We start from the raw sequence: 19,632 nt of genomic DNA on the forward strand, positions 1-19,632 counted from the left end.
GTCCGGTTTGTACTGTTGCTCCGGGGCGGGGGGCCGGTAACATGCCTCGGCAACGTTACGGTAAAGATTGGGTCGACAGCGGTACATGGAGGGAGCACGCACGTGTCCTATCGCCTGACGGTCCTCGGGACCGGATATCTGGGTGCCACACACGCGGCGTGCATGGCCGCGCTCGGCTTCGATGTGCTCGGGTTGGACGTGGACCCGGACAAGGTCGCCCGCCTTCAGGCGGGGGAGCTCCCCATCCACGAGCCCGGCCTGCAGGAGCTGCTGCAGCAGGGGCTCGCGTCCGGAAAGCTGCGCTTCACCACCTCCTACCAGGAGGCCGCCGAGTTCGGTGACGTCCACTTCATCTGCGTGGGCACGCCCCAGAAGAAGGGGGAGTACGCCGCCGACGTCTCCTACCTGGACGCGGTGGTCGAGTCCCTCGCGCCTCACCTGACCCGCGACTGCCTGGTGGTGGGCAAGTCCACCGTGCCGGTGGGCACCGCCCAGCGTCTGGCCGACAAGCTCATCCGGCTGTCGCCGGCCGGAGAGGCCGTCGAGCTCACCTGGAACCCCGAGTTTCTGCGCGAGGGCTTCGCCGTCCGCGACACCATGCACCCTGACCGCATCGTGCTCGGCGTCGTGTCCGAAAAGGCCGAAAAGATGATGCGGGAGGTCTACGAGTCGATGCTGTCGGAGGGCACGCCTCTGATCATCACCGACTACCCGACCGCCGAGCTGGTCAAGGTCGCGGCCAACGCCTTCCTCGCCACCAAGATCTCCTTCATCAACGCGATGGCCGAGGTCTGCGAGACCGCGCACGCCGACGTCAAGGACCTGTCGCTGGCGCTGTCGTTCGACGAGCGCATCGGGGGCCGGTTCCTCAACCCCGGTCTCGGATTCGGCGGCGGCTGCCTGCCCAAGGACATCCGGGCGTTCATGGCCCGCGCCGGCGAGCTGGGCGCCGACCAGGCGCTCACGTTCCTGCGCGAGGTGGACGCCATCAACATGCGGCGCCGCGCCCGCATGGTGGACCTGGCCCGCGAGCTGGCGGGCGGATCCTTCCGCGGCTGCACGGTGGCCGTGCTGGGCGCGGCCTTCAAGCCGAACTCCGACGACATCCGCGACTCGCCCGCGCTGGACGTCGCCGTGAAGATCCGCGAGCAGGGCGGCCAGGTCACGGTGTACGACCCGGTGGCGCTGGAGAACGCCCGCCGCGCGCACCCGGCCCTCGGGTTCGGCGCCTCGGCGCTGGAGGCGGCCAAGGACGCGCACGTGGTGCTGCTGCTGACCGAGTGGCAGGAGTTCATCGACCTCGACCCCGACAAGCTCGGCGAGGTCGTGGCCGCCCGCAAGATCGTGGACGGACGCAACGCGCTGGACGCCGAGACCTGGCGGGCCGCCGGCTGGCACTACCGCGCCCTGGGCCGCCCGTAGTCCCGGCGCACCGCACCGGGACCACACGTTACGTCGACAACGAAAGCACCGAGGCCGCGCCGGGAACCGTCCCGGCGCGGCCTCACGCTTCTGATCGCGGAGCACTTCCGATCGCGGAGCACACCCGATCGCGGAGCGCACCGATAGCTGGTGCACCGATCGTGGGCGCACCCGATCGCGGCTGCACCTGATCGCGGAGCCGGTCAGCTCGCGGGCTCTCCGGAGGCCAGGGTGGCGGCCTCGGCGCGCAGGCGTTCGCCCTTGGCGTGGGCCTGGTCCCTGAGGGACGACTGGAAGGCCAGCATCTTGGCCCGCAAGCCCTCGTCGGCGGCGGCCAGGACACGCACGGCCAGCAGCCCGGCGTTGCGGGCGCCGCCGATCGCGACCGTGGCCACCGGCACGCCGGCGGGCATCTGGACGATCGACAGCAGGGAGTCCATGCCGTCGAGGTACTTCAGCGGCACCGGCACGCCGATCACCGGGAGCGGCGTCACCGAGGCGAGCATGCCTGGCAGGTGGGCGGCTCCGCCCGCCCCGGCGATGATGACGCGCAGGCCGCGCTCGGCCGCCCGCTCGCCGTAGGAGATCATCTCCTGCGGCATGCGGTGCGCGGAGACCACGTCGGCCTCGAACGGGACGTCGAACTCTTTGAGCGCCTCGGCGGCGAGCCGCATGACCGGCCAGTCGGAGTCGCTGCCCATCACGATGCCGACCTGCGGATTCCCCGCCATCAGACGTACTCCCCCGTGGCCAGGTGGACGGCGGCGTGCCGGGCGCGGGCCCGTACCTCGTCCACGTCGGCGCCGAACGCGGTGACGTGCCCGATCTTGCGGCCGGGCCGCACCTCCTTGCCGTAGAAGTGGACCTTCACCCCCGGATCGTGCGCCATCACGTGCTCGTACCGGCCGAAGACGTCCGGATCGTCGCCGCCGAGCACGTTGGCCATGACCACGACGGGCGCCACCGGGGTCGGGGAGCCGAGCGGCAGGTCGAGCACCGCCCGCAGGTGCTGCTCGAACTGCGAGGTGCGGGCGCCCTCGATGGTCCAGTGGCCGCTGTTGTGCGGGCGCATGGCCAGCTCGTTCACGATGACCCGGCCGCCGGGGAGCTGGAACATCTCGACGGCGAGCAGCCCGGTCACGCCGAGCTCGTTGGCGATCTTCAGGGCGATGTGCTGGGCCTGGGCGGCGTGCTCGGGGTCCAGGCCGGGCGCCGGGGCGATGACCTCGACGCAGATGCCGTCCCGCTGGACGGTCTCGACGACCGGGTAGCTGACGCCCTGCCCGTGCGGGGAACGGGCCACCAGCACGGCCAGCTCGCGCTCGAACGGCACGAACGCCTCGGCCATCACCTCGGTGCCGCTGGCCAGGACCGCCGCGACCTCCTCGGCCGAGGAGCAGACCCACACGCCCCTGCCGTCGTAGCCGCCGCGCACGGCCTTGAGCACGACCGGCCAGCCGTGCTCTTTGCCGAAGGCGTCCAGGTCGTCGGCGGAGGAGACCCGGGCCCAGGCCGGGCAGGGGACGCCGATCGCGGTGAGGCGCTCGCGCATCACGGCCTTGTCCTGGGCGTGCACCAGCGCCTCGGCGCCAGGGCGGACGGCGAACCCGGCCGCCGCGAGGGCCTCGATGTGGCCTGTGGGCACGTGCTCGTGGTCGAAGGTGATCGCGTCGCAGCCCTCGGCGAACGCGCGCAGCGCGGCGAGGTCGCGGTAGTCGCCGAGCCGGGTGTCGGCGATCACCCGCGCCGCGCTCTCGTCGAAGGAGTTCGCCAGGACGCGCAGTTCGACGCCGAGCGCGATGGCGGCCTGCTGGGTCATCCGGGCGAGCTGGCCCGCGCCCACCATGCCGACGACAGGCCCGATGTGAGGGGTTTCCCTCCTGGTCACAACACTGGTCACAAGCCCAAACCCTACCCATGACGTTCCGGTGGCCGTGCTGTCGCCCAGGCCCCTCGCGGCCCGGGACGGTCAGGGGCCGGTCAGCGGGTGATGTCGGCGAGCCCCCGGGACATGGCGACCGTCGTCAGCTTCCCGTCCTGGGCGACCTTGGTGGCCAGCGAGACGATCTCGGTGACGTGGACGACGGCGCGGTCGCCGCCGGTGAAGGCGCGCACGGCGGCGCCGCCGAACAGCGGGTGGGCGAGCTTGCGCCCGTGCGCCTTCTGCGTGTAGATGATCTTGATGACGTGGAAGACCAGCGCGCCGCCGCCGTCCACTCCGAGCGCCCTGGTGTCGCCCGGCAGGAGCTGGACGTCGTAGCTGAGCCGGTCGGGACGCACGGTGGCCGGCTTCCTGACCAGCTCGGTCAGCAGGCTCCTGATCGGGTCGCCCGAGGCGAAGCGCACGCCGCTGAGACCGACGCGGTCGGACAGGAACGCCAGGTGCTTCTGCGGCACCAGCCTGGCGCGCAGTCCGTCCTCGGGGTCGTCGGTGGGGACGACCCGGGTGATCGCGTCGGCGTCCAGGCGGGGCGCGTTCCCGACCAGCCGCACCGGGCCGTACGCCAGCCGCCAGCGGTCCTCCTCGTAGGCGAACACGAAGTAGGACGGTTGCGGCTTGCGCGCCAGCGCGGCGAACCAGGGCCGCTCCTCGGGGCTGTCGGGCAGGAAGTACTCGACGTCGCCGTAGGAGACGGGCGCGGGAACCGGGCGGCCGTTCCGGGTGGCCTCGCAGGCACGACCGCCCAGTTCGCTCGCGGCGGAGGTGGTCAGGAACAGGACTTTGTCGCAGTCGCGCTTCCCGCGCGCTTCGTCGAGCTCTTTGAGCAGCCCGAACGCCGTCGCGGCCTCGTCTTCCACGACCGTGCGGGCCGTGGCGCCCTCGGAGGCGGGCTCCGGCGCAGGAGTCGCCTCGCCCCCGCTCCGCGCGCCGCATCCGGTCAGCAGGGCGACGCTGATGAGCACAGCGACCAGTCGGCGCAGCACGGCGGGAGCCACCTCTCCATGGCACACCTTGGCGATCTGCGGCGCAGCCTAGCGCACCACCTCGGTTACTCGCCGTGAAAGTACCGATATTTCAGTAAATAGCGGAAAGGACGCGCTTGGAGGACAAGACCCAGAGCGGCCGGCACACCGGTAACCTGAGGAGGCTCCCGGACACCTAGGAAGGACCGTTGTGCAGTTCATCCGTCGCCTGTATGACCAGTTCTCCTCGCTCCTCCGAGAGCTCGCCAAGTTCGGCATCGTCGGCGCGGTCGCCTTCATCGTCGACTGGGGTTCCACCAACCTGCTGAGGTACGTGGTCGAGCTCGGCCCGCTGACCTCCAAGACCTTCGCCACGGTGCTCGCCGCCACGCTGGCCTACCTGGCCAACCGCTACTGGACCTGGCGGCACCGCGAGAAGAGCGGCCTGGCCAGGGAGTACTTCCTGTTCTTCGTGCTCAACGGCATCGGCCTGCTCATCTCGCTGCTCATCATCGGCTTCGTCGAGTACACGCTGAAGATGACCGACCCGCTGAGCTACAACATCTCCTTTTTCATCGGAACCGCGCTCGGCACGGTGTTCCGGTACTGGTCGTACAAGAAGTGGGTGTTCCTGCCGCCGGAGCTTCCCCCGGTCGACCCGCACACCGGGCTGCCCGAGGCCGGCCCGGCCGACGAGCAACCCCCTCAGCGCGGCGCCCACCCGCTCCCGGGTCCGCAGCTCCCGCCGGTCACCGGCGCCGAGACCAGCGCCAACGGCAACAGCCCGGGCATCACGCCGGTCCGCTGACCACGCGGTGGCGGGCGGTCTCGCCGGCCGGCCGCAGGAACAGCGCGAACACCGCCGGGCGCATGCGCACCAGCTCCAGGCGGCCGCCGTCGGAGGCGGTGAGGGCGCGGGCCAGCGTCAGACCGAGCCCTGTGCCACCGCCGCCGCTGACGTTGCGGTCGAACACGCGGGCGCGCAGATGCTCGGGAATGCCCGGTCCCTGGTCGGCGACCTCGATCACGATGGACTTGTCCGAGCTGCCCGTCGTGATCGTCACCGCGCCGTCGCCGTGCTCCAGCGAGTTCTCCAGCAGCGTCGAGACCACCTGGCTCAGCCCCCCTTTGCTGACCAGGGCGCGCAGGTCGCGGTCGCCGGCCAGGCGGAGCGTCCTTCTGGCCCTTCTGAAGGCCGGCTCCCATTCGGTGAGCTGCTGGCGCAGCACCTCGTCCACCGGGATCGCCTCGGCCTGGGCGTGCCGCTGGCGCCGGGCGGCGGCGAGCAGCTCATCGATGACCGCGGTGAGCCGCTCGGCCTGGACGATCGCCGCCTCGCCCTCCTCACGGACGATGGCGGGCTGGTCGGCGGCGTCCACGATCTCCTCCAGCCGCATGGTCAGCCCGGTGAGCGGCGTGCGGAGCTGGTGGGAGGCGTCGGTGGCGAACTCCCGCTCGCGGCTCAGCAGGTCGGCGATGCGGGTCGCGCTGCGGTCGAGCACCTCGGCCACCCGGTCGAGTTCAGGTATGCCGTAGCGGTGCCTGCTCGGCCGGGCCTCGCCTGAGCCCAGCCGCTCCGCGATCCTCGCCAGGTCCAGGAGCGGCAGGGTGAGCCGGCGTGACTGCACGACGGCGAGCGACACGGCGACCGCCAGCGCCAACCCGGCGAGGGCCACGATGAGCATGAGCCATCCCCGGACATTGCGCTCGACCTGGGCGCGGTCGCGCGTTATCCGGACATAGACCCCGCTCTCCGAGTGGGTCTCCTCCGTCATCTGGCGGCCGGGCGGGGGCTCGGCCCCGACGATGACGGTCGGGCTGTTGCGGATGAAGATCTGGACGTACCTGCTGGGATACTGCCGCTGCAACTCGTCGGGATCGATCGGCCGATCTTCGATGCGGGCGTATTCCACCTGGCTGAGCAGCAACGTGGCCTGCGCCCGGAGCTGCTGGACCGCCTCGTCGTTGATGAGACGGGTGACCACCAGACCGAGCGGGACCCCCAGGAGCAGGACCGCTATGGCCGCGACCACCAGGGTCGAGGACAGTAACCTCCGGCGCATCTAGCTATGGGCTATTCGCGTTCGAATCGGAAGCCGACCCCACGGACCGTGGTGATGTAGCGCGGCTTGGCGGCGTCGTCCCCCAGCTTGCGCCGCAGCCACGAGATGTGCATGTCGAGAGTCTTCGTGGAACCCCACCAGTTGGTGTCCCAGACCTCCCGCATGATCTGCTCGCGCGTGACGACCTTGCCGGCGTCACGGACGAGCACGCGAAGCAGGTCGAACTCCTTGGTGGTGAGATGCAGCTCCTTGTCTCCCATCCAGGCGCGGCGCGAGTCGGCGTCGATGCGCACGCCCTGGACCACGGGGGTCTCGGACGTGCCGCGCCGCAGGAGCGCCCGCACCCGGGCGAGCAGTTCCGCAAGCCTGAACGGCTTGGTCACATAGTCATCGGCACCGGCGTCGAGCCCGACCACGGTGTCGACCTCGTCGACGCGGGCGGTCAGGATGAGCACGGGCGTGCCGTGCCCTTCGGCGCGGATGCGGCGGGCGACCTCCAGGCCGTCCATTTCCGGTAGGCCCAAATCGAGCACGATGAGGTCGACGCCCCCGGACAGAGCCCTTTCCAGGGCCTGCGGGCCATCGGGGCTCACCTCAACCTGATAGCCCTCTCGGCGCAGCGCGCGCGCCAGGGGCTCGGAGATCGAGGTGTCATCCTCGGCGAGAAGTACGCAGGTCATAAAGCGATCGTAGGACCTTAGGCGATCGTTTCCCGGGTACAGCGCGCGGTTTGACTCGTCGTTGACCCACCAATTGACCTGGGCAAAGACTCAGAAACTCGGACGACCCCGCCCGCATTGCCTTCTACCCCGATGGCCCCAGGAGTACGCTCGCGAACCGGCACGAGAAAGCGGAGCGGCGCGTCGCGGCGACCCTCCGCGACCGGGTCCGGGGACACGCCGAAACGCCCCCCGGTCGCCGGCGGGCCGGCGGTCGGGGGGCGCGACACGCGGTCGTGCGATCAGGAGGCGGAGCCGCCGGGAAGATCCACGTAGCGCTGGAGGTACAGCCCCTCACCCAGGGTCTCCAGCAGCTGCAGCTCGGTCTCGAGGTAGTCGATGTGGTGTTCCTCGTCCTTCAGGATGTCCTCGAAGAGGCGCGCGGAGGTGTGGTCACCGCGCTCGCGCATGAGCTGAATGCCCGGGCGCAGGCGCCGCACGACGTCCAGTTCGAGCTCCAGGTCGGCCGTGTGCTGCTCCAGGATGGTCTGCCCGATGTGCAGCGTGCCGAGCTTCTGGTAGTTGGGAAGGCCCTCGAGGAACAGGATGCGGTCGGTGAGCACCTCGGCGTGCCGCATCTCGTCGATCGACTCGGCTCTGGTGACGGCGGCGAGCTTGGTGTAGCCCCAGTGCTCCTGCAGCTTGGCATGCAGGAAGTACTGGTTGATGGCGGTCAGCTCGGACGTCAACTGCTCATTCAACAGAGCGATGATGTCTTTGTCCCCCTGCACGGGCAGCATCCCTTTCTATGCGTTCTATGCGGTCGCGACCAGTTCCTCCGCTCTTTTCAGCATCGCACAGATCTTCCGCACGCACGTCGCGCAGTCCCCTCCGGCGCCCGTGAGATCGCGGATCTGCCGTGCGCTCCTGGCGCCCGAGGCGATGCAGTCGTGCACCTCGTTCTCGGTCACGGCTCGGCAGATGCACACATACATGGGGGTATGCCCTTCACGTCTACGTAGGTAAGGCATACCTAAGGTAACTCACACGGGTAAGGGTTGCCTATGTGAGCTGTGCAACATCGACCGAGCCTTCACCCCGCCATGCCCCGCCATGCCCCGCTCCGGCGCGTACCCCCGCGTCCGGTCCGCCCGCTCAGTGCCCCCGGTCGATCCACTCCTGAAGATCGGGCGCCTCGGCGCCGATGCTGGTGGAGTCGCCGTGCCCGGTGTGCACGACCGTCTCCGGCGGCAGCGTCAGCAGCCGGTCGCGGATGGAGTCGATGATCGTGCCGAAGGACGAGTACGAACGCCCGGTCGCCCCCGGCCCGCCGGAGAACAGCGTGTCCCCGGTGAACACGGCGCCGAGCTGCGGCGTGTACAGGCACACCGCCCCCGGGGCGTGGCCGGGGGTGTGCAGGACGTGCAGCGCCGCTCCGGCGACCTCGATCACGTCGCCGTCCTTGAGCGGCTCGTACTCGCGCTCGGCGTCGTAGACCATCTCCCACAGCACGGCGTCGGCCGGGTGCAGCAAGATCGGCGCCCCGGTCGCGTCGGCCAGCGCGCCGGCCGCGTTGATGTGGTCGTTGTGCGCGTGCGTGCAGACGATGGCCTTCAGCCGCCGGTCGCCGACCGCCTGGCGGATGGCCTCGGCGTCGTGCGCGGCGTCGATCACCACGACCTCGTGGTCGTCGCCGACCAGCCACACGTTGTTGTCGACGTCCCAGCTTCCGCCGTCCAGCGTGAACGTCCCCGAGGTGACGATCTTCCCGATGGTCATCGCGGGCCCTCCTCTCGTGTCACGGCCCGCCGCGCGCGGGTCACAGGACCACCACCGAGCGCAGGACCTCGCCGCGCTGCATCTTGGCGAAGGCCTCCTCGACCTGGTCCAGTTCGATGGTCTCGGACACGAACCCGTCGAGGTTGAGCCGCCCCTGCAGGTAGAGGTCGATCAGCATGGGGAAGTCGCGGCTCGGCAGGCAGTCGCCGTACCAGGAGGACTTCAGCGCACCGCCCCGGCCGAAGACGTCCAGCAGCGGCAGGTCGAGCGTCATGTCGGGGGTCGGCACGCCGACCAGCACGACGGTGCCCGCCAGGTCGCGCGCGTAGAAGGCCTGCTTGTAGGTCTCGGGACGGCCCACCGCCTCGATGACCACGTCGGCCCCGTGCCCGCCGGTCAGGTCGCGGATCGCCTCCACCGGGTCGGCGGTCGAGGAGTTCACCACGTGCGTCGCGCCGAACCCGCCCGCCAGTTCGAGCTTGCGGTCGTCCACGTCCACCGCGATGATCCTCGCGGCGCCGGCGAGCGACGAGCCGAGGATGGCCGCGTTGCCCACGCCGCCGCAGCCGATGACGGCCACCGAGTCGCCGCGCGAGACGCCGCCGGTGTTGATCGCCGCGCCGAGGCCGGCCATCACCCCGCAGCCGAGCAGGCCCGCCACCGCCGGGCGCGCGTCGGGGTCCACCTTGGTGCACTGGCCGGCGGCGACCAGGGTCTTGGCGGCGAACGCGCCGATGCCCAGGGCCGGGCTGAGCGGCGTGCCGTCGGCCAGCGTCATCCTCTGCGCGGCGTTGTGGGTGGCGAAGCAGTACCAGGGGCGGCCCCGCAGGCAGGCGCGGCAGTTGCCGCAGACCGCGCGCCAGTTGAGGATCACGTAGTCGCCGGGGGCGACACCGGTCACGTTCGGGCCCACGGCCTCGACCACTCCGGCGGCCTCGTGCCCGAGCAGGAAGGGAAACTCGTCGTTGATGCCGCCCTCGCGGTAGTGCAGGTCGGTGTGGCACACCCCGCACGCCTGCACGTTGACGACCGCCTCGCCCGGCCCGGGGTCGGGGACGATGACGGTCTGCAGCGTCACGGCCTCGCCCTTGCCACCCGCGATCACGCCCTGGACTTCGTACGGCATGGTGCGTCTCTCCCTCTGTTGGCCTGCACAACGTATAGCGGCACGCATGTGCGTTGACAACGTCGACGGGCCCCGGGGCCGCCCGGTCAGGCCGGGCCCTCCGGGGGCCGGCGCAGCACGTAGGGCTGGATCACCCCGAGACCCCGGGCGGGCCTGCGGCGGATGCGGTGGAGCAGCAGGCCGGGGCTGCCCTCGACCGCCTCGGCGAGGCCCGCGTCGACCAGCACCGTGCAGGGCCGGGCGATCGCGGTGAGCCGCGCCGCGAGGTTCACCGTGGTGCCGAAGACGTCGCCCATGGCCGGCAGGACGGGGCCGTACGACAGCCCGATGCGGACGTCCCTGCCCTCCTCGCGGAGCACGTCCACCAGGTCCAGGGCGACGCGCGCCGCCGTCTCGGCCGTCGGCGCGGTGAACAGCACCTCGTCCCCGAGGGTCTTGACCAGCCGGGCGCCGTGGCCGGCGACCACGTCGGAGGTCTTGGCCTCGAAGTTCTCCACCAGCTCGGCCAGGCCCTGCTCGTCCAGCTCACGCGACACCTGCGTGAACGACACCAGGTCGGCGAACCCGACGGCCATGCTGGGGCGGCCCGGCCCCGTCTCGGCGCCGACGTCGGCCATCGCGAGCAGGCGGGTGCCGGCGGCGGCGAGCTGCGCCCGCCACACGTGCACGAGCAGCGCCTCGAAGTCGGGCAGCAGCCGCCGCGTGGCCTCCACCGCGCCCGCGAGCTCCTGGTCGCCGGGCGGCTCCGCCGGGTCGAACAGCGCGCCGATCATGATTTCGGACTGCCACTGCGCGAGCCGGGCCGTGGTCTGGCCGAGCGCGCGGGCCATCCGCACGACGGTCTCCTCGTCGATCGTCTCGCCGCCGAGCATCCCGGCCACGCGGCGCAGCGCCTCCACGTCGCCGTCGGTGAAGGCGGGGGTGTCGTCGGCGGGCGTGGCGAACCCGAGGGCCCGCCAGATGCGCCGGGCCAGCTCCGGGGGGACGCCGGCCAGGCTCGCCACCTCGCCGCGGGTGTGGCGGGGCGCCGAGCCCACGAACAACCGTTCGATCTCCTCGGCGGTGGGACGGCGCACGGTGTCGGTCTCAGCCACCTTCAGGAGGTTACGCCACCTTCGGGGCATGTCTCACCGGCCGTCGATGTCCCCATCGGAGGCGTCCTCCACCAGCCGGAACAGCTCCGACCGGACGGCCTGGATCTTGGGGATGTCCCTGAGGTTGATCTCCCCCTTGTCGGAGGCCGACTCCACCACCAGCGTGCCGCAGCCGAGCATCCGCTCGATGAAGGTCTGGTCGGAGCTCACGCTGTTGACCTTGGTCAGCGGGATGTCGTCGTCGGACTTGCTGAGGATGCCGGTGCTGATGTTGAAGCGGTGGGTGGTCAGCGTGTACGAGGTCGTCTTCCACCGCAGGTAGGGGATGAACGACCAGAGGGTGAGCGCGACCACCGAGACGACGGCGACCGCGATCCACGCGTACCTGGCGTACTCGTAATCGGTAGGAATCAGGAGAAAAGCCGCGCTGGACGCGGCGACGACGAGCAGCAGCGCCATGAACGGCAGGACAAGGCGCTTCCAGTGCGGGTGGAACGAGTGGACGACCCGCTCCCCCGTCGTCAGATGATGTTCAGGGAGACCCATAGGGCAAATCGTGACACGCCCAGCGGCCCGGCACCTGCGAACGCCGCCCTCGGCGCGGCGGGTCCCATGCCGGGCTTTTACCGCCGCCGTGCGCCCATGGCGCCGAGGAGCCGCGCGACCACCACCGCCGTGCAGGCCACCGCGGCCACGACCAGCCAGAGCATGAACGTCGGGTAGAGGTACCAGAGCTGGATCCACGCGATGTCGCGCCCCCGGGAGAGCACGCGGAACACCGGGACCATCCCCGCGCACAGCGCGAGCGGCGTCAGATAGGGCACCAGGCGAGACCGCTGCCATCCGGTACGCCGCGCGGCCCAGCGCCGGGACCTGGCCACACCGCGAGCGGCCAGACCGGCGGTGGCCAGGGTCAGCGACAGCAGAACGACGTCGATGAGGAGGTAGGGCAGCGCGGAGGGCACCTCGGGCTCGGCGTCCTCGATCAGGGCGACCAGACCGTCCGTGATCGCGTGGGCGTCGCCGAAGGCCGTCCCGGTGTTGGCCATGACCGCGACGCCGTACCCGGACTCCGGCATGCGCAGCTGGTCCGCCGTCGAGGTGAACAGGTCGCCGCCGTGCCCGATGAAGGGGGTGCCGCGCCCGGTCGTGCCGAGCTCCCAGCCCAGGGCGTACCGGGCATGCCGCTCCGATGCCGCGCGCAGCTCCCGGGCACTCCGCTCGGACGGCACGCCGCGGTTCTGCGCGATCAGCCATCGGGCCATGTCGGCGGCCGTGGACAGGACGCCGCCCGAGCCGCCGCCGAACCCGGCCGGCTCGGGCACCGCGAAGGGATGGCCCAGGACGTACAGGTGGCCGCGCGCGCTGCCGGGCAGGTCGCGCTCGGTGTCGACGGTGCCGCTGTGACGCATGCCGAGCGGCGTGAACACGTGCGCGCGGAGGTAGTGCGCGAACGGCTCGCCGCTGACCACCTCGACCAGTCGCGCGGCGACCTGGAAGTTGGTGTTGTGGTAGCTGAACGCCGTCCCCGGCGCGGCGGCGAGCCTGGCCGTCCTGAGCCGCGCCACGGCGCCTTGAAGCGTCGCGGGCAGCGGGAGGCTCCGCTCGTGGAAGGCGGAGTCGGCCATGCCCGAGGTGTGGTCGAGCAGCTGCCGGACGGTGACCCGCGCCGCCCGGGGGTCCGCCATGGTGAACTCGGGCAGGTGGTCGCGCACCGGCCCGTCCAGGTCCACCTCGCCCTTCTCCACCAGTTGCATGACGGCGAGCGAGGTGAACGACTTGCTGACCGAGGCGACGGCCATCGGCGTGTCCGCCGTGACGCGCTCGCCGGTCGCGGTCCGGCCGTACCCGGCGACGTGCACGACCTGGCCCCCCTTGACGAGCGCGACCGCGACACCCGGTAATCCCGTCGCCTCCCGGTACCGATCGACGAACGCGTCGACGGCGGCGGGCGTGACGCCGGGCGGGGCGCCCGCCGTGGCGGCGCCCCCCGAGGACGGGACGGCGGCGAGCAGAACGCCCGCCGAGGACGGGACGGCGGCGAGCGGAGCGCGCGCGGATGACGGGAGGGACGCCGGAAACCCGGCGGACGCCGGCAGCGGGAGGGACATGGGCAGCAGGGCGACGCAGAGCGCCGCGAAGGCGTTTCGGACCACCCGACGACGCTAGGGAGCCGCCCCCGCCTCCGACATCACGGAAACCCGTGGCGTCTTTTACGGGAAACCACCATGCCCCTGGCGCCCGCGAGGTGCCTAGACTGCCGCCGTGTCCGGCAACCGCATCGCGCGCACCACCGTCGGCGTGCTCGCGGGCGTGGTCCTCGGCTGGGTGGAGCTGGTGTTCCTCTGCGCGGCCTGGCCGGCCCGCCTGGTCCCCGCCGCGCGTCCGGTCACGGACCGCGGCCTGGCATGGCTGGTGGCCCTGGAGCGCGCCCGGCTGACGGCCTGGCTCGACCACCCCGTCCCGCCGACCGGCGGCGGCTACGGCTTCGTCGCGGCCCGCGCCGCGCTGGGCGTCCTCGGCGGGTACGGCTGCGCCGCCGGGCTGTTCCTGGGCGGGCTGCTGCTGTCCGGCGGGCTGTGGGAGCTGGCCTCCGGCGGGGCCGAGGACGTTCCGCTGCGCATGCCGGGGGTGCGGGTGACCACCAACAGCGGGGTGCTCGGACTGACCTGCGCGGGGGGCGTGCTGACCCTGGTCGCCCTCGGCGTCCTCGCCGTGGGGGCGGGCGAGCGGCGGCTGGCCGACCGCTTCCTCGGGCCCGGCGGCGCGGAGTCGATGCGCAGGCGCATCGCCGAGCTGACCCATACCCGCTCGGGCATCGTCCGGGCGGTGGACGACGAGCGCCGCCGCATCGAGCGCGACCTGCACGACGGGGTGCAGCAGCGGGTGGTGGCCCTGGCGATGCTGCTCGGCCGGGCCCGGCACGCCACCGACCCGGCCCGCGCCGACGACCTGGTCACCCAGGCGTACGGGGAATCGCGCCGGCTGCTGGACGAACTGCGCGAGGTGGCGTGGCGGATCTACCCCGCCGCGCTGGACGAGCTCGGCCTGCGGACCGCGCTGGCGAACCTCGCCGATCGCTCGGGCATCCCGGTCACCCTGCGCTACGAGCTGTCGGAGCGGCCGGCGTCGGAGGTCGAGACCGCCCTGTACTTCGTGGCCCGCGAGGCGATCACCAACGCGGTCAAGCACGCGGGGGCGCGGGACATCCTGGTCGAGCTGACCGAGGACCAGCGGGCGGTGACCGTGACGATCTCGGACGACGGCGCGGGCGGCGCCGATCCCGCCGGCGGCGGGCTGGCGGGGCTGGCCAGGCGCGTCCTGGCGCTGGACGGCGCGATGAGCGTGCACAGCCCCGAGGGCGGGCCGACCCGGGTCAGCGCGACCATGCCGAAGGGCGTGCCGTGCGGCTGATCCTCGCCGACGACTCGGTGCTGCTCCGCGAGGGCCTCGCCCGCCTGCTGGAGGACGCCGGGCACGAGGTCGTCGCCGCCGTCGGGGACGCCCCGGCGCTGCTCGACGCCGTCGAGCGGCACCGCCCGGACGTCGCGGTGGTCGACGTGCGCATGCCGCCGACGCACACCGGGGAAGGGCTGCGGGCGGCGCTGGAGATCCGGCGGCGCCGGCCCGAGGTCGGCGTGCTCGTGCTGTCCCAGTATGTGGAGCGGACCTACGCCACCCGGCTCCTCGCGGGCGACACCGCGGGGCTGGGCTACCTGCTCAAGGACCGCGTGTCGGAGGTGGCCGGCTTCCTGGACGGGCTGGAGCGGGTGCGGGCGGGCGGCACGGTGCTCGACCCGGAGGTGGTCCGCCGTCTGCTCGCCCACACCACCCGCGCCGACACCCTGAGCAGGCTGAGCCCGCGGGAGACGGAGGTACTGCGGCACCTGGCGCAGGGCCACGTCAACACGGCGATCGCCGGACGCCTGCACGTGTCGCTCAGCACCGTCGAGAAGCACATCAACGCGATCATGGACAAGCTCGGGCTCCCCCGCGATCCGGAGTACAACCGCAGGGTGCTGGCCATCCTGCGCTACCTCGGCGACGACCCCGGCGGCTGACCGCCCACGCCGGCGCACCCCGCACGCGCCCGGCGGACGGCACGCGCGCCGGGCCGGGCGGCGAGAGGACGGTCGCGGCGCGCCGCGGGAGGCGTCAGGACTTGGCGGAGCGGACGTGGACCACGTCGCCGACGCTGAGGGCGTGGTCGGCGCCGTCCGCGCGCACGATCAGGTGCCCCGAGGCGTCCACGCCGGTGGCCAGGCCCTCCAGCACGCTCCCGCCGGGCAGATCGACCCGTACCTGCCGGCCGATCGTGGCGCTCGCCGCGGCGTACGCGGCCCGCAGCCCGCTGGCGTCGGCGTCGCCGCCGGCGGCGATCCAGTCGCGGTAGTGCGTCTCGATCTCGCGCAGCACCGCCCTGATCAGCGGGTCACGGTCGGCGCACTCGGCGTTCTCGATGGTCAGCGAGGTGGCGGTGGGGACGGGCAGTTCTTCGGGCCGCAGCGAGACGTTGAGGCCCATGCCGACGACGACGGCGTCCTCCACCCGCTCGGCCAGGATGCCCGCGAGCTTGCGCTCGCCGACGAGCAGGTCGTTCGGCCACTTCAGCCGGACGTCCACGCCGGCGAGGCGGCGCACGGCCGAGGCGGCGGCCAGCCCCACCAGCAGCGTCACCCATCCTTGCCTGGCCGGGGACACCGCGGGCCGGAGCAGCACCGAGAAGGTCAGGCCCGCGCGCGGCGGCGCCGTCCACACCCGGCCGAGGCGCCCGCGCCCGGCCTCCTGCAGTTCGGCGATCAGCACGGCGCCCTCACCGGCCCCGCGGCTCGCCTCCTGGGCCAAGTCGGCGTTGGTGGAGCCGGTGCGGTCGACGACGGCGAGCCGCGACCACAGGCTTCCGGGGCGGACGACCGCCTTGGTCAGCGCGGCCTGCGACAGCGGCGGCCGCTCGAGATCGGTGTACGGCGAGTCAAGCACCCCTCCATCCTCCTCCCTTCCTCCGCGTCGCGCCTCCCCGCCCACGGGACGACGGGCCGACAGTGGGTAGTGCGGTCATCACCGGGAGGCGGCGGAACGGGCCGCCGGCCGCCCGTGAACCGCGCCCGGTTCGTCAGATCCGGCAAATGGGTGATGCTATGAACTAGCCGCGCGAACGGCCGGCAGCAGGGACGAGAAACGGGTGAACGTCCGGTGAGCAAGCGTCTGGACCCTCGAAACTGGGCGAGCTGGAAGCCCTTCGGCATCGGCGAGCGCAAACCCAACAACTATCTGGAGCTGTGGAAGGCCTTCCGGTCGGTCAAGGGCAACCGGCGCTACGCCTGGCGCATCCTCACCCAGGGCACCTGCGACGGGTGCGCCCTGGGCACCCGGGGCATGCGCGACTGGACGATGGACGAGATCCACCTGTGCAACATCCGGCTGCGCCTGCTCCAGCTGAACACCATGCCGCCGCTGGACACCGCCCGGCTGGCCGAGGTCTCGGGGCTCTCCTCGATGCGCAGCGCGGAGCTGCGCGACCTCGGCCGCCTGCCCCACCCGATGCTGCGCCGCCGGGGCGAGCCCGGCTTCACCCGGGTGAGCTGGGACGAGGCGCTGGACCTGGCGGCCTCGCACCTGCACCCCGGCGCGCGGCTCGGGGCGTACCTGACCAGCCGGGGCGTGCCGAACGAGAACTACTTCGCCGCCCAGAAGGCCGTGCGGGCGCTCGGCACCAACTCCATCGACAACGCGGCGCGCATCTGCCACTCGCCCTCGACGGTGGCACTCAAGCAGACCATCGGCGCCGCCGCGACCACCTGCTCCTACACCGACTGGATCGGCTCGGACCTGATCGTCTTCATCGGGTCCAACCCCTCCAACAACCAGCCGGTCGCCATGAAGTACCTGTACCACGCGAAGAAGGCCGGCACCCGCGTCGCGATGGTCAACTCCTACCGCGAGCCCGGCATGGAGCGCTACTGGGTGCCCTCCAACGCCGAGTCGGCGATGTTCGGCACCAAGATCACCGACGACTTCTTCGGAGTGAACGTCGGCGGCGACATCGGCTTCCTCAACGGCGTGCTCAAGCACCTGGTGGAGAACGACTGGCTGGACAAGGCGTTCATCGACGCGCACACCGCCGGCTTCGACGACGCCCTGCGGGCCGTCGCCGGGCAGTCGTGGGAGTCGCTGGAGGCGCTCAGCGGCGCGACGCGCGAGCAGATGTACGAGCTGGCCAAACTGCTCGGCGAGGCGAGGTCGGCGGTGCTGGTGTGGTCGATGGGCATCACCCAGCACTCCTACGGCGAGGAGAACGTCCGCTCCATCGTCAACCTGGCGCTGGCCAGGGGCTTCGTGGGGCGGGACCACTGCGGGCTGATGCCGATCCGCGGGCACAGCGGCGTCCAGGGCGGCGCCGAGATGGGCGCCTACGCCACCGGCCTGCCCGGCGGCCTGCCGATCACCCCGGAGAACGCCGGCCTGTTCGCCGGGAAGTGGGGCTTCGATGTGCCCGCCACGCCGGGGCTCACCGCGACCGACATGATCGACGCGGCGCACGCGCGCGAGCTGGACGTCTTGGTCTCCTCCGGCGGCAACTTCCTGGAGGTGCTGCCCGACCCGGCCTACTGCCGCGAGGCGCTGGGCCGCCTGCCGCTGCGCGTCCACATCGACATCGTGCTGTCCAGTCAGATGCTGGCCGAATCCGAGGGCGACGTGCTGCTGCTGCCGGCGCAGACGCGGTACGAGATGGCGGGCGGGGTCACCGAGACCTCGACCGAGCGCCGTGTCATCTTCTCCCCCGAGGTCCGGGGGCCGCGGGTCGGCGAGGCGTGGCCTGAGTGGAAGATCTTCACCGAGCTGGCCGCCCGCGCCCGTCCCGAGCTCGCCGGCCTGGTCCGCTACCCGGGCGGCACGCCGCAGATCCGCCGGGAGATCGAGGACGCCGTGCCGTTCTACGCCGGCATCGCGAAGCTGGCCGCGTTCGGGGACAACGTGCAGTACGGCGGGCGGCACCTGTGCCCCGACGGCCGGTTCCCCACCGCCGACGGTCTCGGCCGTTTCTCCGCCGTCGCCCTGCCCGAGCTGGAACGCCCCGACGGGTCGTTCATGGTGGCCACGCGGCGCGGCAAGCAGTTCAACAGCATGGTCCACGAGCGCCGCGACGGCTTCAACGGCGCCACCCGCGAGGCCGTCCTGATCAGCCCGTACGACGCCGACCGGCTCGGCCTGCCCGACGGCGCCGAGGTCGAGCTGCGCGGCGCCGCCGGGCGGTTCACCGGCCGGGTGCTGCGCGCGCCGCTGACGCCGGGCAACCTGCAGATCCACTGGCCGGAGGGCAACGTCCTGCTGGACGCCGCCCGCCGCTCCCCCGACGCCCGCATCCCCGACTACAACGCCGTGGTCACGCTCACGAAGACCGCGCCATGACCACCGGCGAGCTGCCGGAGCGACGGGTGGCCGGCGCCCTCGGCCACCCGCGCCCCGGGCCGACCAGCAGGGTACGGGTGCGCGAGGTCTCCGGCACGGCCGTGCGCGACCGCCGCGACGACCTGGCGACCGAGGAGCCGCTGGAGATCCGCATCGCCGCGGGCGGCGACACCCGCACCCTGGCGATCACCATGCGGACGCCGGGGGCGGACTTCGAGCTGGCGGCCGGGTTCCTGTCCGGCGAGGGCATCGCGGGGCCGGACGACATCGCCTCGATCGCCTACTGCACCGACGAGGACCTGCCGCCGGAGGCGCGCTACAACACCGTCACCGTGCACCTGCGCGGCCGCGTCCTGCCCGAGCAGCCCACCATGCAGCGGCACTTCCTGACCTCCAGCGCCTGCGGCGTCTGCGGCACCGCCAGCCTCGACGCCCTCCACACCCGCCACGCCGCCCTGCACGCCGTCCGCACCGCCCCGCCCGTCGTCCCCTCTGTCCGGCCCGCCGACCTTTCTGCCCCGCTCGCCGACCCCTCAGCCCTGCCTGCGCCCGATGCCCCCTCCAACGGCGGGTCCGCGGTCGACCACCCCTCCGACCACAGGCTCGCCGTCCACGCGCCCTCCGACCGCGCGAACACGCTGCCGCCCGTACCCGCGCAGATCCTGTACGAACTGCCCGGACGGCTGCGGCAGGCGCAGGGGATCTTCGGCAAGACCGGCGGCCTGCACGCCGCGGGCCTGTTCACGGCCGACGGGTCGCTGCTCGCCGTGCGCGAGGACGTCGGCCGGCACAACGCCGTGGACAAGCTGGTGGGCTGGGCGCTGCTGTCCGGCCGCCTGCCGCTGGCGGCCAACCTCCTGCTGGTCAGCGGCAGGACCAGCTACGAGATCATGCAGAAGGCCCTGGCCGCCGGTCTGCCGATGGTGTGCGGCGTCTCGGCCCCGTCCTCCCTGGCCGTCGACCTGGCCAGAGACTTCGGCATGACCCTCGTCGGCTTCCTCCGAGACGAACGCTTCAACATCTACGCCTGCCCCGACCGCGTCGTCACCCATCCTGAGTGACACAACAGCCACCACACCTCCCGGCGATGCCGTGGCCACACCATTCCAGCCAGGCGGCCGAAAGGCACGCAAGATCGTGCGTACCCGAGCCCGGCTGGATCGCCGACACCTCGG

19 protein-coding genes are annotated in these 19,632 nt (G+C 72.1%); 6 read left to right on the forward strand and 13 right to left on the reverse strand.

The window, feature by feature from the left end; genetic code table 11:
• The first annotated feature begins 102 nt into the window (after positions 1 to 102).
• Positions 103 to 1,422, forward strand: a complete 1,320-nt coding sequence (locus tag ABZT47_RS07220; protein WP_354837185.1) for a UDP-glucose/GDP-mannose dehydrogenase family protein — start codon at positions 103 to 105, stop codon at positions 1,420 to 1,422.
• A 203-nt stretch (positions 1,423 to 1,625) separates the two neighbouring features.
• Here ABZT47_RS07220 and purE read toward each other — a convergent pair whose 3' ends face one another.
• The 3 genes from purE to ABZT47_RS07235 form a co-directional block, all read right to left on the reverse strand.
• Positions 1,626 to 2,153 (reverse strand): 5-(carboxyamino)imidazole ribonucleotide mutase, encoded by a 528-nt coding sequence (gene purE, locus ABZT47_RS07225; protein ID WP_354837187.1) that lies wholly within the window; start codon positions 2,151 to 2,153, stop codon positions 1,626 to 1,628.
• Complete coding sequence (locus ABZT47_RS07230; RefSeq protein WP_354837189.1) at positions 2,153 to 3,322, reverse strand: 5-(carboxyamino)imidazole ribonucleotide synthase; 1,170 nt, start codon at positions 3,320 to 3,322, stop codon at positions 2,153 to 2,155. The genes purE and ABZT47_RS07230 overlap by 1 nt, the downstream gene beginning before the upstream one ends.
• 80 nt (positions 3,323 to 3,402) lie before the next feature.
• Complete coding sequence (locus ABZT47_RS07235; RefSeq protein WP_354837191.1) at positions 3,403 to 4,359, reverse strand: hypothetical protein; 957 nt, start codon at positions 4,357 to 4,359, stop codon at positions 3,403 to 3,405.
• Positions 4,360 to 4,537: 178 nt separating this feature from the next.
• On the opposite strand from ABZT47_RS07235, the gene ABZT47_RS07240 reads away from it, so the two are divergent.
• Entirely contained in the window at positions 4,538 to 5,134 is a 597-nt protein-coding gene (locus ABZT47_RS07240; RefSeq protein ID WP_354837193.1) for a GtrA family protein, read from the forward strand.
• On the opposite strand, the gene ABZT47_RS07245 is transcribed toward ABZT47_RS07240, so the two are convergent.
• The 9 genes from ABZT47_RS07245 to ABZT47_RS07285 all read right to left on the reverse strand — a co-directional run bounded on the left by ABZT47_RS07245 (position 5,118) and on the right by ABZT47_RS07285 (position 13,203).
• On the reverse strand, positions 5,118 to 6,389 hold the full coding sequence (locus ABZT47_RS07245) for an ATP-binding protein (protein ID WP_354837195.1): 1,272 nt from the start codon (positions 6,387 to 6,389) through the stop codon (positions 5,118 to 5,120). The genes ABZT47_RS07240 and ABZT47_RS07245 overlap by 17 nt on opposite strands.
• An 11-nt stretch (positions 6,390 to 6,400) precedes the next feature.
• The gene (locus tag ABZT47_RS07250; RefSeq protein WP_030451323.1) at positions 6,401 to 7,069 is read right to left on the reverse strand and encodes a response regulator transcription factor; all 669 of its coding nucleotides are present in this window, start codon (positions 7,067 to 7,069) and stop codon (positions 6,401 to 6,403) included.
• 281 nt (positions 7,070 to 7,350) lie between these two features.
• Positions 7,351 to 7,839: a bacterioferritin gene (gene bfr, locus ABZT47_RS07255; RefSeq protein ID WP_354837199.1), complete on the reverse strand. Its 489-nt coding sequence runs from the start codon at positions 7,837 to 7,839 to the stop codon at positions 7,351 to 7,353.
• Between the two features lie 24 nt (positions 7,840 to 7,863).
• Positions 7,864 to 8,079, reverse strand: coding sequence for a (2Fe-2S)-binding protein (locus ABZT47_RS07260; RefSeq protein ID WP_354837201.1), 216 nt, complete (start codon positions 8,077 to 8,079; stop codon positions 7,864 to 7,866).
• Positions 8,080 to 8,203: 124 nt separating this feature from the next.
• Positions 8,204 to 8,827 (reverse strand): MBL fold metallo-hydrolase, encoded by a 624-nt coding sequence (locus ABZT47_RS07265; protein ID WP_354837203.1) that lies wholly within the window; start codon positions 8,825 to 8,827, stop codon positions 8,204 to 8,206.
• A 40-nt stretch (positions 8,828 to 8,867) separates the two neighbouring features.
• A complete protein-coding gene (locus tag ABZT47_RS07270) occupies positions 8,868 to 9,953 on the reverse strand; it encodes an S-(hydroxymethyl)mycothiol dehydrogenase (protein ID WP_354837205.1) in 1,086 nt (361 codons plus the stop codon).
• An 86-nt stretch (positions 9,954 to 10,039) separates the two neighbouring features.
• Positions 10,040 to 11,047, reverse strand: coding sequence for an adenylate/guanylate cyclase domain-containing protein (locus ABZT47_RS07275; RefSeq protein WP_354837207.1), 1,008 nt, complete (start codon positions 11,045 to 11,047; stop codon positions 10,040 to 10,042).
• A gap of 33 nt (positions 11,048 to 11,080) precedes the next feature.
• Positions 11,081 to 11,593 carry a PH domain-containing protein gene (locus ABZT47_RS07280; protein ID WP_354837209.1) on the reverse strand — a complete coding sequence of 171 codons (513 nt, stop codon included), beginning with the start codon at positions 11,591 to 11,593 and terminating at the stop codon, positions 11,081 to 11,083.
• Positions 11,594 to 11,670: 77 nt separating this feature from the next.
• Positions 11,671 to 13,203, reverse strand: a complete 1,533-nt coding sequence (locus tag ABZT47_RS07285; RefSeq protein ID WP_354837211.1) for a serine hydrolase domain-containing protein — start codon at positions 13,201 to 13,203, stop codon at positions 11,671 to 11,673.
• Positions 13,204 to 13,312: 109 nt separating this feature from the next.
• Between ABZT47_RS07285 and ABZT47_RS07290 the strand changes: the two genes are divergently transcribed.
• A complete protein-coding gene (locus ABZT47_RS07290) occupies positions 13,313 to 14,461 on the forward strand; it encodes a histidine kinase (RefSeq protein ID WP_354837213.1) in 1,149 nt (382 codons plus the stop codon).
• Positions 14,452 to 15,108 (forward strand): response regulator transcription factor, encoded by a 657-nt coding sequence (locus ABZT47_RS07295; RefSeq protein WP_354837215.1) that lies wholly within the window; start codon positions 14,452 to 14,454, stop codon positions 15,106 to 15,108. Before ABZT47_RS07290 ends, ABZT47_RS07295 begins: the two co-directional genes overlap by 10 nt.
• A 94-nt stretch (positions 15,109 to 15,202) precedes the next feature.
• Here ABZT47_RS07295 and ABZT47_RS07300 read toward each other — a convergent pair whose 3' ends face one another.
• Complete coding sequence (locus ABZT47_RS07300) at positions 15,203 to 16,027, reverse strand: biotin--[acetyl-CoA-carboxylase] ligase (protein WP_354837217.1); 825 nt, start codon at positions 16,025 to 16,027, stop codon at positions 15,203 to 15,205.
• A 213-nt stretch (positions 16,028 to 16,240) separates the two neighbouring features.
• Between ABZT47_RS07300 and ABZT47_RS07305 the strand changes: the two genes are divergently transcribed.
• Together ABZT47_RS07305 and ABZT47_RS07310 are read left to right on the forward strand one after the other, a co-directional pair.
• A complete protein-coding gene (locus ABZT47_RS07305) occupies positions 16,241 to 18,457 on the forward strand; it encodes an FdhF/YdeP family oxidoreductase (RefSeq protein ID WP_354837219.1) in 2,217 nt (738 codons plus the stop codon).
• Positions 18,454 to 19,518 carry a formate dehydrogenase accessory sulfurtransferase FdhD gene (locus tag ABZT47_RS07310; protein ID WP_354837221.1) on the forward strand — a complete coding sequence of 355 codons (1,065 nt, stop codon included), beginning with the start codon at positions 18,454 to 18,456 and terminating at the stop codon, positions 19,516 to 19,518. Before ABZT47_RS07305 ends, ABZT47_RS07310 begins: the two co-directional genes overlap by 4 nt.
• The last annotated feature ends 114 nt before the right edge of the window (positions 19,519 to 19,632 follow it).

The organism is Sphaerisporangium sp. NPDC005289, from assembly GCF_040607455.1.
Lineage (GTDB): Bacteria > Actinomycetota > Actinomycetes > Streptosporangiales > Streptosporangiaceae > Sphaerisporangium > Sphaerisporangium rhizosphaerae.

What these genes read in the sequence shown, in the direction of transcription:
- purE (WP_354837187.1), bottom strand. Translation starts at nt 2,153, where the DNA reads ATGGCGGGGAATCCGCAGGTCGGCATCGTGATGGGCAGCGACTCCGAC.
- ABZT47_RS07245 (WP_354837195.1), bottom strand. Translation starts at nt 6,389, where the DNA reads ATGCGCCGGAGGTTACTGTCCTCGACCCTGGTGGTCGCGGCCATAGCG.
- ABZT47_RS07250 (WP_030451323.1), bottom strand. Translation starts at nt 7,069, where the DNA reads ATGACCTGCGTACTTCTCGCCGAGGATGACACCTCGATCTCCGAGCCC.
- ABZT47_RS07260 (WP_354837201.1), bottom strand. Translation starts at nt 8,079, where the DNA reads ATGCCTTACCTACGTAGACGTGAAGGGCATACCCCCATGTATGTGTGC.
- ABZT47_RS07265 (WP_354837203.1), bottom strand. Translation starts at nt 8,827, where the DNA reads ATGACCATCGGGAAGATCGTCACCTCGGGGACGTTCACGCTGGACGGC.
- ABZT47_RS07270 (WP_354837205.1), bottom strand. Translation starts at nt 9,953, where the DNA reads ATGCCGTACGAAGTCCAGGGCGTGATCGCGGGTGGCAAGGGCGAGGCC.
- ABZT47_RS07280 (WP_354837209.1), bottom strand. Translation starts at nt 11,593, where the DNA reads ATGGGTCTCCCTGAACATCATCTGACGACGGGGGAGCGGGTCGTCCAC.
- ABZT47_RS07310 (WP_354837221.1), top strand. Translation starts at nt 18,454, where the DNA reads ATGACCACCGGCGAGCTGCCGGAGCGACGGGTGGCCGGCGCCCTCGGC.